Origin of the sequence: Streptomyces klenkii (genome assembly GCF_003626645.1) — a bacterium.
GTDB classification, from domain to species: Bacteria; Actinomycetota; Actinomycetes; order Streptomycetales; family Streptomycetaceae; genus Streptomyces; species Streptomyces klenkii.
Genome location: NZ_RBAM01000008.1, coordinates 130,481 through 143,558, shown reverse-complemented (window position 1 = coordinate 143,558; position 13,078 = coordinate 130,481). Strand labels below are relative to the sequence as shown.

The window sequence follows — 13,078 nt, the reverse complement described above, 5'->3', positions numbered from 1 at the left end:
AGGAGAACCATGCGCCCCACCCGTGCCGCCGGGCTGACCGCCGCCCTCGCGCTGACCGGCCTGGCCGTCACGGCGTGCGGCGGCGGAGCCGAGGCCGAGCAGCGGCCCGCGACGTCCTCCGCGCCGTCCTCGCCCGCCCCGTCGAGCCCCGCGCCCGTCACGGAGAAGCCCGCCCCCGAGGCCGCGCTGCTCAAGGGCGCCGCCAAGGTCGTCCGGCCCGAGATCGCCCCCGCCAACGGTGAGAAGGTCGGCGTCGGCCAGCCCATCGCGATCGTCTTCAAGCAGCAGAAGGTCTCCCCGAAGCTGCGCGCCGGCATCGAGGGCCGGCTGAAGGTCTCCACCTCGCCGAAGGTCCCCGGTGCCTGGCACTGGAACGAGACCAAGGGCGACACCCGCGTGCACTTCCGGCCCGAGAAGTTCTGGCCCGCGGGCACCGAAGTGACCCTCGACGCCCGCCTGGCCGGCGTGCAGCTCGCCGAGGGCACGGCGGCCGCCGGCGACCGCACGGTCTCCTTCACCATCGGCGACTCGATGGTGAACACCGTCGACCTCAAGGCCCGCAAGCTGACCGTCGTGCGCAACGGCGAGACGCTGCGCACCATTCCGGTCAGCGGCGGCGACGAGAGCAAGGGCTTCGGCACCCGGGAGGGGATCAAGACGATCCTCGCCAAGGAGGGCAAGGTCGTCATGGACTCGCTCTCCATCGGCATCCCGCGCAACCACCCCGACGGCTTCTTCGGGTCGTACGAATACAGCATGCGCGAGACGGTCAGCGGCGAGTACGTGCACGCCGCGCCGGACAACGCCGAGTCGTTCGGCAAGGAGAACGTCAGCCACGGCTGCATCGGCATGTCGACGGCCGACGCGAAGTGGCTGTACGGGCTGAGCCTCAAGGGCGACGTCGTGCAGGTCACCGGCAGCACCAAGCCGAAGCCGATGGACCGTTTCGGCAACGGCTACGGCGACTGGAACCTCAGCTGGGAGGAGTGGCTGGAGGGCAGCGCGCTGGGGATCCGCACCGGCGCCTGACGCCCGCCCCTGACGCCCGCCTGAGGCCCGCCTGACACCCGTCTGATGCCCGCCTGGCCCCGGTGCCGGGGCTTGTCCGCGGGAAGGTTATCCACAGGGGTGAACGGATTCCGCCTTCCGTCCGTATGGTTCGGAGCACGACTGGTCCGGAGTACGGCCAGGACGCACAGGTCGGACAAGGCGGAATGGGGAGGCGGCGGACGCCATGGCATTCATCGGGCGCGGAAAGCAGGGGGAGAGCGCGCGGTACGCACTGCTGCCGCTGCGCGTCTTCCTCGGCGTCACGTTCATCTACGCGGGCCTCGACAAGCTGACGGACTCCGGCTTCCTGGCGGACACCGGGCCGGGCTCGATCGGCGAGCTGATGCGCACGGTCCGCGGCACGTCCGCCGTGCCGGACCTGGTCGACCTGGCCCTGAAGGACCCCGAGGGCTTCGGATACGCGATGGGCCTCGGCGAGTTCGCGGTGGGCATAGGCACCCTCTTCGGCATATTCGCGCGCGTCGCCGCGGCGGGCGGCGCGCTCATCTCCCTCAGCCTCTGGCTGACCGTCAGCTGGCAGACCACGCCGTACTACTACGGCAACGACCTGATCTACCTGATGGCGTGGCTGCCGCTGGTGGTGGCGGGCGCGCCGGTCTGGTCGGTGGACGCGGGCCCGCTCCGGGCACCGGCTCGTAAGCCGGCCGGCAGGCGGACGCGCAAGCCGTCGGTCAAGGCGGCTGCCCGGTCGGGCGGCAAGGCGCCGGCCAAGGCGTCCGCCAAGGCACCCCGCCGCACCAAGAAGTAGGCCCGCCGCGGAGGCTGCCGGCGGCGGACGCCACCCGCCGTGGACGCTACCGGCGGCGGGCGCTACCCGCCGCGGACGCTAGCGCCGGCGCCGTACCGCGAAGGCCACGAACGACACCACGCCCGCGAGGCAGAACCCCGCCACCAGCACGGGCAGCAGCGCGTACGAAGGGAAGTGCAGATCTCCGTGGGCCGCTCCCAGGTACGCGCCCGCGCACACCAGCAGGACGAGCCCGATCACCAGCTTCCCCGGCTCGAAGTCATGACGACGCACGGTCCACCTCCACCTGGCCGATGCCGACCTTGAGCCGGATCTCAAGAGTGCCGCGGGAGGGCTTCCCGGACCGCGGCTCCAGCGTCACGCGTTCCTTCTGCTCCGGGCGGACGTCGACGTCGTCGCGCGCCTCGCCGGGGAGGCGGATGTCGCCCACGCCGACGTCCATGGTGATCCGGGCCGTGACGTCGTCCGGGACGATCAGCTTGAGCTGTCCCGCGCCCACCTCCGCGCGGGTGGTGACCGTGCCGCCCCGCTGCCACGGCAGGCCGGTGAGGTCGAGCTCGCCCACGCCGCTGCCCACGCGGTACTCGTCGCGGACGGCGGCCACGGTCTCCGGTCGCCAGGTGGAGTGCGTCCACCGGGTGGAGACCGACTTCGGCAGGCCCGCCGCGCCCGCCAGCAGGAGGGCGGTGAGGACGGCCGCGACGACCGTGCCGCCGCCGGTGCGGCCGTAGCGGGAGCTGACGGTCATGCCGAGGCCGAAGACGGCCAGGGCGCAGGCCAGGCCGACCTCCAGGCAGGTGCCGAGCGGATGGTGGCGCCAGGTGAGGCCGGTGCCGAGCGCGCAGGCGACGACGGCGGCCAGGAACGTCCAGCCGCCGAGCGGCGTGCCCCCGAGCGGGGTGGAGGCGCGCGCGGGACGGAGCCGGAACGGGGCCCGCTCCGCCTCGGCCGGCGGGCCGTCGTCCGGGCCCCACAGATAGCCGGTGCCGGCGCCTATCGGGCCCGTCGTGCCGTCCTTGATGATCGGGTCGCGCCACCAGGAGGGACCGCCCGGCGCGGGCGGCGCCTTGGTCTCGGGCGGGGGCGCCGCCGTCTTCTGCGCCTTGTGCACCTTCTGCGCCGCGGACACGGCCGCCTCGCCGCCGGGCTCGTGGCGGTGGTGCGACCAGTAGGACGCGCCGGCCATCGCGGCCGTCAGCATCAGCGCGAAGGACATCACCGCGCTGTTGTTGAGCATCGACAGGAACAGGCCGCAGCCCACCAGCGCGCACAGCACCGCCGTCAGAGCCGGGCCCTCGACGCGGCCCGAGAGCATCCGCCGGGCCTCGTTCTCCTCCTCGCCCTCCAGGGGGATCAGCAGCCACGCGAAGCCGTAGAGGATCAGGCCCAGGCCGCCGGAGACCGCCAGCACACCGAGCACCACCCGGAAGATCACGGGGTCGACGTCGAAGAAGCGGCCGAGCCCGCCGCACACGCCGGAGACCACCTTCTGCTCACGGCTGCGCCGCAGCGGCGGCCGGGCGTCCTGCGGATCACCGTGAACCGGACCCGCCTGATGCGCGTCCTGGGGGGTGGGTGTGTCGGTCATAAAGAACATGGTGTCAACCGGAACGGGCTTGCGGCACACCCCGCAACCCTGGCCGTTCCCTGAGATCGCCCCTGAGAAGGTGCCGTATATCGTGGCGCGACAGTGCACAGCAGGGGAACCGGAGGAGTTCGGGGTGGATGGGTCAGTGCCCGGGCAGGCGGCGTCCGGCCCATGGCCGGACCAGGGCCGGCTGGTCGCCGGGCGGTACCGCCTCGCCGACCGGATAGGCCGCGGCGGCATGGGCACGGTCTGGCGTGCCCAGGACGAGCTGCTCGACCGCCAGGTCGCGCTCAAGCAGCTGCACGTCTCGCCGTACCTGGACGACGACGAGCTCGCCACCCTCTACGAGCGCACCCGCCGCGAGGCCCGCAGCGCCGCCCGGATCACCCACCCCAATGTGGTCGTCGTGCACGACGTCGTCGACGACCAGGGCCTGCCGTGCATCGTCATGGAGTACGTGCCCTCCAGGACGCTCGGCGACGTCCTCAAGCACGGCACCATCACCCCGGAGGAAGCCGCCCGCATCGGCCGCGGCATGATCGCGGCGCTCCGCGCGGCCCACGCGGCCGGGGTGCTCCACCGCGACGTGAAGCCCGGCAACGTGCTGCTCGGCGACGACGGCCGGGTCGTCCTCACCGACTTCGGCATCGCCCAGTCCACCGGCACCTCCACGCTCACCAAGACCGGCGAGATGGTCGGCTCGATCGACTACATCGCGCCCGAGCGCGTCAAGGGCGCCAAGCCCGGGCCCGCCTCCGACCTGTGGGCGCTCGGCGCGACGCTGTACCAGGCCCTGGAGGGCCGCCCGCCGTTCCGCAAGGACACCGCCGTCGAGACGGCGTACGCGATCGCCATGGACCCCCTGGAGCCGCCGCGCAACGCGGGCGAGCTCACCCGGCTCATCGAGACCCTGCTCGCCAAGGACCCGGCCGTGCGGCCCCCGGCCGACCTGGCCGAGCAGATCCTGCGCGAGCCCGCGGCCGAGGCGGACACGGCGCACATATCCGCCGCCGCGACGCGGTCCGCCGCCCCCGGCGCCGCGCCCTGGGACGACCGGCCGGACCGCGGCACCGCGACGGCGACCGCCGCCACGGCCCGCACAGCCCGTACAGCCCCCACCGCTGCCGCCGCGCCCGCCGCTCCCGTGGCTCCTGCCGCGCCCGCCGCTCCTGCTGCTCCTGCTGCTTCCACCGAGATGACGGCGCCGACGAAGGCCGCGGTACGCGCCCCCGCGCCCCCGGCCCCTGCCGCCCCCGCCAAGGCCGCAAGCCGCAGCCGCCGCCCCGTCCTGTGGAGCGCCCTGGCCCTCGTCACCGTTGCGGGCGTCGCGGCCGGCGCGTTCTTCCTGACCCAGGGACAGGCGGACGACGACAGCTCCACCCAGGCCGCACCCAGCCACGACGCCTCCTCCACCCGCCCGAGCGAGAAGGCCGGTCCGAGCACGGCCCCGAAGCCGCCGCCGCCCGGCTACCACCTGGTGACGGAGAAGGAGGCCGGCATCGCCTTCCCCGTGCCGGACGGCTGGAAGCGCGGGAACCTCAAGGACAGCGACGAGATCCTTTACCTCGACCCGAGCGGACTGGTGGGCCTGCGGGTCTCCGTCCTCGACCTCGCGAGCAACGACCCCCTCCAGCGCTGGAAGGACGACGAGGCCAAGTCCGTCAAGGAGGGCAAGCTGCCCGGCTACCACCAGCGGCGCATGCAGAGCACGGAGTACCGCGGGATGCCCGCGGCGATCTGGGAGTTCTCCTGGAAGGGCCGGGCGCGCGAGTACCGGGCCGCCGACCTCGGGTTCGGCCGGCCGGGCGAGAAGGAGTACGCGATCTACCTCTCGGCGCCCTCGGCCGAGTGGGACAAGCACAGCCCCGTCTTCGACGCGGTCCGCGACGGCTTCCGGACCACCGCCCACTAGGGGACCCGTCAGGGGCGAACCCTGATGCCCCGGCCCCCGCGGGCATGTGACGATCAGTACATGACCGCGCCGTCCCGTCCGCAGCACCCCGACGCCCCGCCGCTGCGCAAGCTCTACCGCAGCGCCGAGGGCCGCATGTTCGGCGGTGTCGCGCGCGGTCTCGCCGGTCATCTGGGCCTGCCGGTGTCCTGGGTGCGCCTGGTCTTCGTCGCGCTGCTGCTGGCCCAGGGCATGGGCGCCGTGCTCTACGCGGTGTTCTGGTTCGTGGTGCCGCTCGGCGTGGGCGGCGTCGAGGCTCCGCGCCCGCTGCCCGCCGAGACGGCCCCCGACGGCCGCCGGCGCCTCCTGGCCCGCAAGCCGGACCGCGGGCAGGTCGTCGCCCTCGCCGCCCTGGTCATCGGCGCCGCGATCTTCGTGGACAACCTCCACCTCGGCCGCGCCAACGCCTACATCTGGCCGCTGGTGCTGGTCGGCGCCGGCGTCGCCCTCGTCTGGCGCCAGGCCGACAACGCCCGCCGGGCGCACTGGATGCAGGTCGGCCGCAGCAAGCGGGTCCTGCCGCTCGCGCGCGTCGCGGCCGGCGTCGCCCTCGCCGCCGCCGGCGTCACGGGCATCGTCGTCCTCCAGGGCTCCGCCGAGCACCTCGGCACGGTCCTCCAGGCCTCCCTGGCCGTGCTGGTCGGCATAGCGCTGCTGGCGGGCCCCTCCCTCGTCCGCATGACCCAGGACCTGTCCGCCGAGCGCACGATGCGCATCCGCGCCCAGGAGCGCGCCGAGGTCGCGGCCCACGTCCACGACTCCGTCCTGCACACCCTCACCCTGATCCAGCGCAACGCCGAGGACCCCCGCGAGGTGGCCCGCCTGGCCCGTGCCCAGGAGCGCGAGCTGCGCGCCTGGCTCTACCGCCCGGAGGGCCGCGGGAAGGACGAGGCCGAGCAGCCCGACACCCTGGCCGAGGCCGTCAAGGCCACCGCCGCCGAGGTCGAGGACTACCACGGCGTGCCCATAGAGGTGGTCGTCGTCGGCGACTGCCCGCTCGACGAGCGCCTCGCCGCCCAGCTGCAAGCCGCCCGTGAGGCCATGGTCAACGCCGCCAAGTACGGTGGCGAGGGCGGCGCCGTCCAGGTGTACGCCGAGGTCGAGGAGCGTACGGTCTTCCTCTCCGTGCGCGACCGCGGTCCCGGCTTCGACCTGGACGCGGTGCCGGACGACCGCATGGGCGTCCGCGAGTCCATCATCGGCCGGATGCAGCGCAACGGCGGCACGGCCCGGCTGCGGTCCGTGCCCGGTGGGGGAACCGAAGTGGAGCTGGAAATGGAGAGGGCGGAGAACGCGTCATGACGACCGAAGAGACGGTGCAGCGCCACGCACGGGTCGTGCTGGTGGACGACCACCGCATGTTCCGTACGGGCGTGCAGGCCGAGATCGGGGCCACCGACCGGACGGGCGTCGAGGTCGTCGGCGAGGCCGCCGACGTCGACCAGGCGGTCACCGTCATCACCGCCACCCGCCCCGAGGTCGTCCTGCTCGACGTCCACCTGCCCGGCGGCGGCGGGGTCGAGGTGCTGCGCCGCTGCGCCTCCCTGATGGCCGACGCCGAGCGCCCGGTGCGCTTCCTCGCGCTGTCCGTCTCGGACGCCGCCGAGGACGTCATCGGCGTCATCCGCGGCGGTGCCCGCGGCTACGTCACCAAGACCATCACCGGCACGGATCTCGTCGACGCCGTCTTCCGGGTCAAGGACGGCGACGCCGTCTTCTCCCCGCGGCTGGCCGGCTTCGTCCTCGACGCCTTCGCCTCCACCGACGCCCCGCCCGTCGACGAGGACCTCGACCGGCTCACCCAGCGCGAGCGCGAGGTGCTGCGCCTGATCGCCCGCGGCTACGCGTACAAGGAGATCGCCAAGCAGCTCTTCATCTCGGTGAAGACCGTCGAGTCGCACGTCTCGGCGGTGCTGCGCAAGCTCCAGCTCTCCAACCGCCACGAGCTCACCCGCTGGGCGACCGCCCGCCGCCTGGTCTGAGCCCCGGGCCGGGCCGTACCCCGGGTGCGTCCCGGGCACCCGGCCCGGTCTGAACCCCGGCTTCCGGATTGTCCCCGGCGGCCGGGCCCGAATTCGGATAAGTGTGCGCCGTACGGGGGAGGGCGAGGAACCTCCCCGGCCCACCGGCCCTCTTGAACGGACGAGAGGCTCTCACGCACGCAGGGCCCCGGCCCCGCGCGGGGCCCGAGATCCGAAACGAGAGCCCGATGAGCCTGACGGGGACGCCCTTCCTCCTCACCACGGTCGCGCTGGTCGTGGTGGCCCTCGTGCTGCCCCTGGCGCTGTGGGGCAGGATCGGCGGCCCCAAGCTCGTACGGCAGGCGGCGCGGCTGCTCATGCTGCTGTTCGCGCAGGTCACCGCCATCGCCATGGTGTTTGTGATCGTCAACAACGCCAACGGCCTCTTCGACAACTGGGACGACCTCCTCGGCACCGGCGACCACGTCCGGGCCGCGGCCGACCTCGGCCCCGACGGCACCGGCGGCAAGAACGTCGAGGAGGCGCCCAAGCACCCGCAGGAGTTCAAGCCCGCCTCCGACAAGCGGATGGGCCCCGGGGTGCAGGAGACCCAGCTCAAGGGCCGCATATCGGGCGTCGAGGGCGAGGTGTACGTCTGGCTGCCGCCGCAGTACGACGACCCCGCGTACAAGGACAAGAAGTTCCCCGTGGTCGAGGTCCTCCCGGGCTTCCCGGGCTCGGCGAAGGCCTGGTTCGGCACGCTGGAGGTCAACACCCAGCTGGCGCCGATGATGAAGAAGGGCGAGGTCGAGCCCTTCATCATCGTCGCGCCCCGCACCACCCTGCTCGGCGACACCGACACCGGCTGTGCCAACATCCCCGGCAAGGTCAACGCCGACACCTGGCTGAGCGTCGACGTCCGCAAGATGGTCACGGACACCTTCCGCGCGCAGGAGAAGCCCGACGGCTGGGCCGTCGCGGGCTACTCGGCGGGCGCGCACTGCGCCACCAAGCTGGCCGTCGCCCACCCCGACCGCTACCGCGCGGGCGTGAGCCTCTCCGGCTACAACGACCCCATCGGCGAGCCCTCCTCGCTGACGGCGAAGTCGCCCGAGCTGCGCACCGAGAACAACCCGCTGAAGATGCTGGAGAGCGCCAAGACGCCGCCGCACGTGGCGCTGTTCGTCTCCGGCGCGGAGGCCGACGGCTACCAGGGCGGCATGGCGCTCAAGCAGGCGGCCAAGCCGCCGACGACCGTGCAGGTGACGAAGGTCCCCGCGGGCGCGGGCGGCCACGGCACGGCCGTGTGGAAGCGGCAGGTACCCGACGTCTTCAAGTGGCTGTCACACCAGATCAAGCCGTAGCCCCGGCCCGTGACGGGGCTGATCACACAGGCCGGTCACACAGGCCGGGCGGCCCCGGCGAACGGCATTTCATCGACCGGCGCGACCCGTACCGGCGCGCCCGGGTGCGGGGCGTGGATCATCTTCCCGCCGCCGACGTAGAGCCCGACGTGGCTGATGCCGGAGTAGAAGAACACCAGGTCACCGGGGGCGAGCGCGCTCCGGGAGACCCGCCGGCCCGCGTTGATCTGGGTGTACGTGGTGCGCGGCAGGGAGACGCCGGCCGCCTGCCAGGCGGCCTGGGTCAGGCCCGAGCAGTCGAAGGCGGCGGGGCCGGTCGCCCCCCACACGTAGGGCCTGCCGAGCGCGGCGTACGCGAACGCCACCGCCCGCGCGGCCCGCTCCGTGGGGGCCTGGAAGCCGTCCCGGAGCTCCGAACGGTCGGCGCGGGCGGCGGTGGCGGGCCCCGCGGCGTCCCCGCGCTCCACGGCGGCCCGTTCCTCCTCCGGCAGCTCCGCCAGCACGCGCCGCGCCTGCGCGAGCTTGCCCTCGACGGCGTGCTTGTGGCGGGCGAGGCCGGCCTGCTCGTGCTTGAGCTCCGCGAGGCGGGCGTCGGCGGCCGTACGGACCTGCTGCACCTCCCGCACCTCCCGCTCGTACCGCTTGACGGCGACGGCCTGCCTGCTGCCCGCCTGGTGGGCCAGCGAGGCCCGCTCCAGGTACTGCCCGGGGGAGGAGGACAGGATCAGCTGCACGCTCGCCGGCATGCCGCCCTCGCGGTACTGGGCGGTGGCGTAGGAGCCCAGGGCGTTGCGGGCGGCGTTGAGCCGCTCGGTCCTGCGGGCGGCCTGATCGCGCAGCCCGTCCAGGTCGGCCTCGGCCTTGTCGGCCTTCTCTTTGGCGCCGTTGTAGCGCTCGGTGGCCTCCTCGGCCTCGCGGTAGTACTGGTCGACCCGGGCTCTGAGCTGGGCCGTGGAGGGCGGGGGAGCGGCCTGCGCGGTGCCGTCGAGGAGCGTGGCGGTGGCGGCGCCCGCGAGGGCGAGACCGGCCGCGGTCCGTACGGTGCTGCTGGTGAGCGGGTGCTGCTTTGGCTTGCGGTGCGCTGCTGCCACGCCGGCCGTCACTTCCTTCCAGACCTGCTGTTCCTGCTCCGCCCGCGGGACCGGATGGCCGCCGCCGGACGGTGCACGGCGGCGGCCCGCCACGAGGGGGGAGCGTGCGGGCCGCCGCCGTCTGCGCCAGGACGCTATTCCGCAAGGTCACGCTCCAGAACGCCGATGACCGGTAGTGGATGAAATCGATCGCGCCGCACTGAGCGGTGATCATGTCGGCCCCGCCCCCGCGGAGGGATGGAGGCTGCGCGTGACCGAAGTGGCGATTGCGCCCCACCTGGCTGCCGGTGGGTGATATGGCCCCGGCTAGGGTCTGGCCCCATGGACGTACTCATTCACGCCGTCGTCGGCCTGCACATCGTCGGCATCGGCGCGCTGCTCGGCGGCTTCATGACCCAGATGAAGGCCATGGGCAAGGGCGAGGCGCGCATGGTGCCCGCCATGCTGCACGGCGCGCTGACCATGCTGGTCACCGGCGTGGCCCTGGCGGGCCTCCACCAGTCCCAGGACGACACCCTCAACATGGTCAAGCTCGGCACCAAGCTCGCGCTGCTGGTGGTGATCCTCGGCCTCGTCTACGTCAAGCGCGACGACGAGAAGGTCCCGGCCCCGGTCTTCGGCGCCGTGGGCGCGCTCACCGCGGCGAACATCTTCATCGCGGTGATGTGGGTGTGACCAGCGGCGCCCGCCCGCCCCGGCTGTGGGGGTGACCACTGTCGCCGTGAATGCGGGGCCGGGTGTCAGTGGGGCCGCCTAGACTCGGGAGGCGATGAGCAGCCTCTTTGACGACAGCTTCCTGGCGGACCTCGGCCCCGCGGACGAAGAGCCCCCGCCCCCGGAGGACACGGCCCCGGAGCCGGTGCCGCACGACCTCTTCCAGGGCGCGTTCGACGTGCCCGTCCCCCGCGAGGCCTTCTACCGCGACGGCGCCCACCGGCCCGTCGTGGACCCGGCCGCGCTGCTGGAGGGCATGAACGACCAGCAGCGCGCCGCCGTGGTGCACACAGGCTCCCCGCTGCTCATCGTCGCCGGCGCCGGCTCCGGCAAGACGCGCGTGCTCACCCACCGCATCGCCCACCTGCTCGGCGCCCGGCACGTGCACCCCGGCCAGATCCTCGCGATCACCTTCACCAACAAGGCCGCGGGCGAGATGAAGGAGCGCGTCGAGCAGCTCGTCGGCCCGCGCGCCAACGCCATGTGGGTGATGACCTTCCACAGTGCGTGCGTGCGGATCCTGCGCCGCGAGAGCAAGAAGCTCGGCTTCACCTCCTCCTTCTCGATCTACGACGCGGCCGACTCCAAGCGGCTCATGGCGCTCGTCTGCCGGGACCTCGACCTCGACCCGAAGAAGTTCCCGCCGAAGTCGTTCAGCGCGAAGATCTCCAACCTCAAGAACGAGCTGATCGACGAGGAGGCCTTCGCCGCGCAGGCCGCCGACGGGTTCGAGAAGACGCTCGCCGAGGCGTACGCGATGTACCAGTCGCGGCTGCGCGAGGCCAACGCCCTCGACTTCGACGACATCATCATGACCACGGTGCACCTGCTCCAGGCCTTCCCGGACGTGGCCGAGCACTACCGCCGCCGCTTCCGGCACGTCCTGGTCGACGAGTACCAGGACACCAACCACGCGCAGTACACCCTCGTGCGCGAGCTCGTCGGCACCGCGGAGTCGGCGCCCGAGGAGGGCCCGGCCGAGCTGTGCGTCGTCGGCGACGCCGACCAGTCGATCTACGCCTTCCGCGGCGCCACGATCCGCAACATCCTCCAGTTCGAGGAGGACTACCCCGACGCCACGACGATCCTCCTGGAGCAGAACTACCGCTCCACGCAGACGATCCTCAACGCCGCCAACGCGGTCATCGAGCGCAACGAGAGCCGCCGCCCGAAGAACCTGTGGACCGAGGCCGGCGCCGGCCCCGCCATCACCGGCTACGTCGCCGACACCGAGCACGACGAGGCCCAGTTCGTCGCCGACGAGATCGACCGCCTCACCGACGCCGGCGACGCCAAGGCCGGCGACGTCGCCGTCTTCTACCGCACCAACGCCCAGTCCCGCGTCTTCGAAGAGATCCTCATCCGCGTCGGCCTGCCCTACAAGGTCGTCGGCGGCGTGCGCTTCTACGAGCGCAAGGAGGTCCGCGACGTCCTGGCGTACCTGCGTGTCCTCGCCAACCCCGAGGACACCGTCCCGCTGCGCCGCATCCTCAACGTGCCCAAGCGCGGCATCGGCGAGCGCGCCGAAGCCATGATCGACGCCCTGTCGCTGCGCGAGAAGATCAGCTTCTCGCAGGCGCTGCGCCGCGTCGACGAGGCCTACGGCATGGCCGCCCGCTCGGCCAACGCCGTCAAGCGCTTCAACGTCCTGATGGAGGAGCTCCGCACGATCGCCGAGTCCGGCGCCGGCCCCGCCACGGTGCTCGAAGCGGTCCTGGAGCGCACCGGCTACCTCGCCGAGCTGCAATCCTCCACCGACCCCCAGGACGAGACCCGCGTGGAGAACCTCCAGGAGCTCGCGGCCGTGGCCCTGGAGTTCGAGCAGGAGCGCGCCTCCGACGAGGGCGCCGAGAACCCCGGCACGCTGGCCGAGTTCCTGGAGAAGGTCGCCCTCGTCGCCGACTCCGACCAGATCCCCGACGAGGACGCGGAAGGCGGCGGCGTCATCACGCTGATGACCCTGCACACGGCGAAGGGCCTGGAGTTCCCCGTCGTCTTCGTCACCGGCATGGAGGACGGCGTCTTCCCGCACATGCGCGCCCTCGGCCAGACCAAGGAGCTGGAGGAGGAGCGGCGCCTCGCCTACGTGGGCATCACCCGCGCCCGCGAGCGGCTGTACCTGACGCGCGCGAGCATGCGCAGCGCCTGGGGCCAGCCCGCGTACAACCCGCCGTCGCGGTTCCTGGAGGAGATCCCGGACCAGTACGTGCAGTGGCGGCGCACCGGCCCCTCGAAGCCGTCGGCGTCGATGAGCTCGATCGGCTCGGGGAGCTCGGGCGGCGGCGGTCTGGGCTCCGGGATCACCTCGGGCTTCACGACGCGCAAGGCCGGCCCGTCCGGCTTCGCCACGCGCCGCGCGAAGGACCGGCCGGTGGTGGCCCTGGCCGTGGGCGACCGCGTCACGCACGACTCGTTCGGGCTCGGCACCGTCGTCGGCGTCAAGGGCAGCGGCGACAACGCCGAGGCCACGGTCGACTTCGGCGAGGAGAAGCCGAAGCGGCTGCTCCTGCGCTACGCACCGGTCGAGAAGCTGTAGCCCCGTCCCGGCGGGAGCAGCCCCGCCCCCGCGGGCGGGGCCGCTCACGCCGGG

10 protein-coding genes and 1 pseudogene are annotated in these 13,078 nt (G+C 73.0%); 8 read left to right on the top strand and 3 right to left on the bottom strand.

Annotation, left to right across the window (positions count from 1 at the left end; translation table 11 throughout):
- The first annotated feature begins 9 nt into the window (after nucleotides 1-9).
- A complete protein-coding gene (locus tag D7231_RS20545; protein ID WP_120756944.1) occupies nucleotides 10-1,029 on the top strand; it encodes a L,D-transpeptidase in 1,020 nt (339 codons plus the stop codon).
- Nucleotides 1,030-1,234: 205 nt separating this feature from the next.
- Nucleotides 1,235-1,684 (top strand): annotated as a pseudogene (locus D7231_RS20540) (DoxX family protein); the annotation flags it as partial.
- Between the two features lie 213 nt (nucleotides 1,685-1,897).
- Here the strand turns inward: D7231_RS20540 and D7231_RS20535 are convergent.
- Nucleotides 1,898-2,092: a hypothetical protein gene (locus tag D7231_RS20535; protein WP_120756942.1), complete on the bottom strand. Its 195-nt coding sequence runs from the start codon at nucleotides 2,090-2,092 to the stop codon at nucleotides 1,898-1,900.
- Nucleotides 2,079-3,407: a PspC domain-containing protein gene (locus D7231_RS20530; RefSeq protein ID WP_120756941.1), complete on the bottom strand. Its 1,329-nt coding sequence runs from the start codon at nucleotides 3,405-3,407 to the stop codon at nucleotides 2,079-2,081. Before D7231_RS20530 ends, D7231_RS20535 begins: the two co-directional genes overlap by 14 nt.
- A 133-nt stretch (nucleotides 3,408-3,540) precedes the next feature.
- Between D7231_RS20530 and D7231_RS20525 the strand changes: the two genes are divergently transcribed.
- The 4 genes from D7231_RS20525 to D7231_RS20510 all read left to right on the top strand — a co-directional run bounded on the left by D7231_RS20525 (nucleotide 3,541) and on the right by D7231_RS20510 (nucleotide 8,683).
- Nucleotides 3,541-5,319 (top strand): serine/threonine-protein kinase, encoded by a 1,779-nt coding sequence (locus tag D7231_RS20525; RefSeq protein WP_277875623.1) that lies wholly within the window; start codon nucleotides 3,541-3,543, stop codon nucleotides 5,317-5,319.
- A gap of 60 nt (nucleotides 5,320-5,379) precedes the next feature.
- Nucleotides 5,380-6,660 carry an ATP-binding protein gene (locus D7231_RS20520; RefSeq protein WP_120756939.1) on the top strand — a complete coding sequence of 427 codons (1,281 nt, stop codon included), beginning with the start codon at nucleotides 5,380-5,382 and terminating at the stop codon, nucleotides 6,658-6,660.
- Nucleotides 6,657-7,340, top strand: a complete 684-nt coding sequence (locus D7231_RS20515; RefSeq protein ID WP_120756938.1) for a LuxR C-terminal-related transcriptional regulator — start codon at nucleotides 6,657-6,659, stop codon at nucleotides 7,338-7,340. Before D7231_RS20520 ends, D7231_RS20515 begins: the two co-directional genes overlap by 4 nt.
- A 227-nt stretch (nucleotides 7,341-7,567) precedes the next feature.
- Nucleotides 7,568-8,683 carry an alpha/beta hydrolase gene (locus D7231_RS20510; protein WP_194959683.1) on the top strand — a complete coding sequence of 372 codons (1,116 nt, stop codon included), beginning with the start codon at nucleotides 7,568-7,570 and terminating at the stop codon, nucleotides 8,681-8,683.
- 35 nt (nucleotides 8,684-8,718) lie between these two features.
- Here the strand turns inward: D7231_RS20510 and D7231_RS20505 are convergent, their stop codons facing one another.
- Nucleotides 8,719-9,774: a C40 family peptidase gene (locus tag D7231_RS20505; protein WP_241999817.1), complete on the bottom strand. Its 1,056-nt coding sequence runs from the start codon at nucleotides 9,772-9,774 to the stop codon at nucleotides 8,719-8,721.
- Between the two features lie 321 nt (nucleotides 9,775-10,095).
- Here D7231_RS20505 and D7231_RS20500 point away from each other — a divergent pair, with 321 nt between their 5' ends.
- Both D7231_RS20500 and pcrA read left to right on the top strand, forming a co-directional pair.
- On the top strand, nucleotides 10,096-10,449 hold the full coding sequence (locus D7231_RS20500; protein ID WP_120756936.1) for a hypothetical protein: 354 nt from the start codon (nucleotides 10,096-10,098) through the stop codon (nucleotides 10,447-10,449).
- Between the two features lie 94 nt (nucleotides 10,450-10,543).
- A complete protein-coding gene (gene pcrA / locus D7231_RS20495; protein WP_120756935.1) occupies nucleotides 10,544-13,024 on the top strand; it encodes a DNA helicase PcrA in 2,481 nt (826 codons plus the stop codon).
- The last annotated feature ends 54 nt before the right edge of the window (nucleotides 13,025-13,078 follow it).

Excerpts from the sequence above, each read along its gene's own strand:
- D7231_RS20510 (WP_194959683.1), top strand. The coding sequence starts at position 7,568 with ATGAGCCTGACGGGGACGCCCTTCCTCCTCACCACGGTCGCGCTGGTC.
- D7231_RS20515 (WP_120756938.1), top strand. The coding sequence starts at position 6,657 with ATGACGACCGAAGAGACGGTGCAGCGCCACGCACGGGTCGTGCTGGTG.
- D7231_RS20500 (WP_120756936.1), top strand. The coding sequence starts at position 10,096 with ATGGACGTACTCATTCACGCCGTCGTCGGCCTGCACATCGTCGGCATC.
- pcrA (WP_120756935.1), top strand. The coding sequence starts at position 10,544 with ATGAGCAGCCTCTTTGACGACAGCTTCCTGGCGGACCTCGGCCCCGCG.
- D7231_RS20530 (WP_120756941.1), bottom strand. The coding sequence starts at position 3,407 with ATGACCGACACACCCACCCCCCAGGACGCGCATCAGGCGGGTCCGGTT.
- D7231_RS20545 (WP_120756944.1), top strand. The coding sequence starts at position 10 with ATGCGCCCCACCCGTGCCGCCGGGCTGACCGCCGCCCTCGCGCTGACC.
- D7231_RS20520 (WP_120756939.1), top strand. The coding sequence starts at position 5,380 with ATGACCGCGCCGTCCCGTCCGCAGCACCCCGACGCCCCGCCGCTGCGC.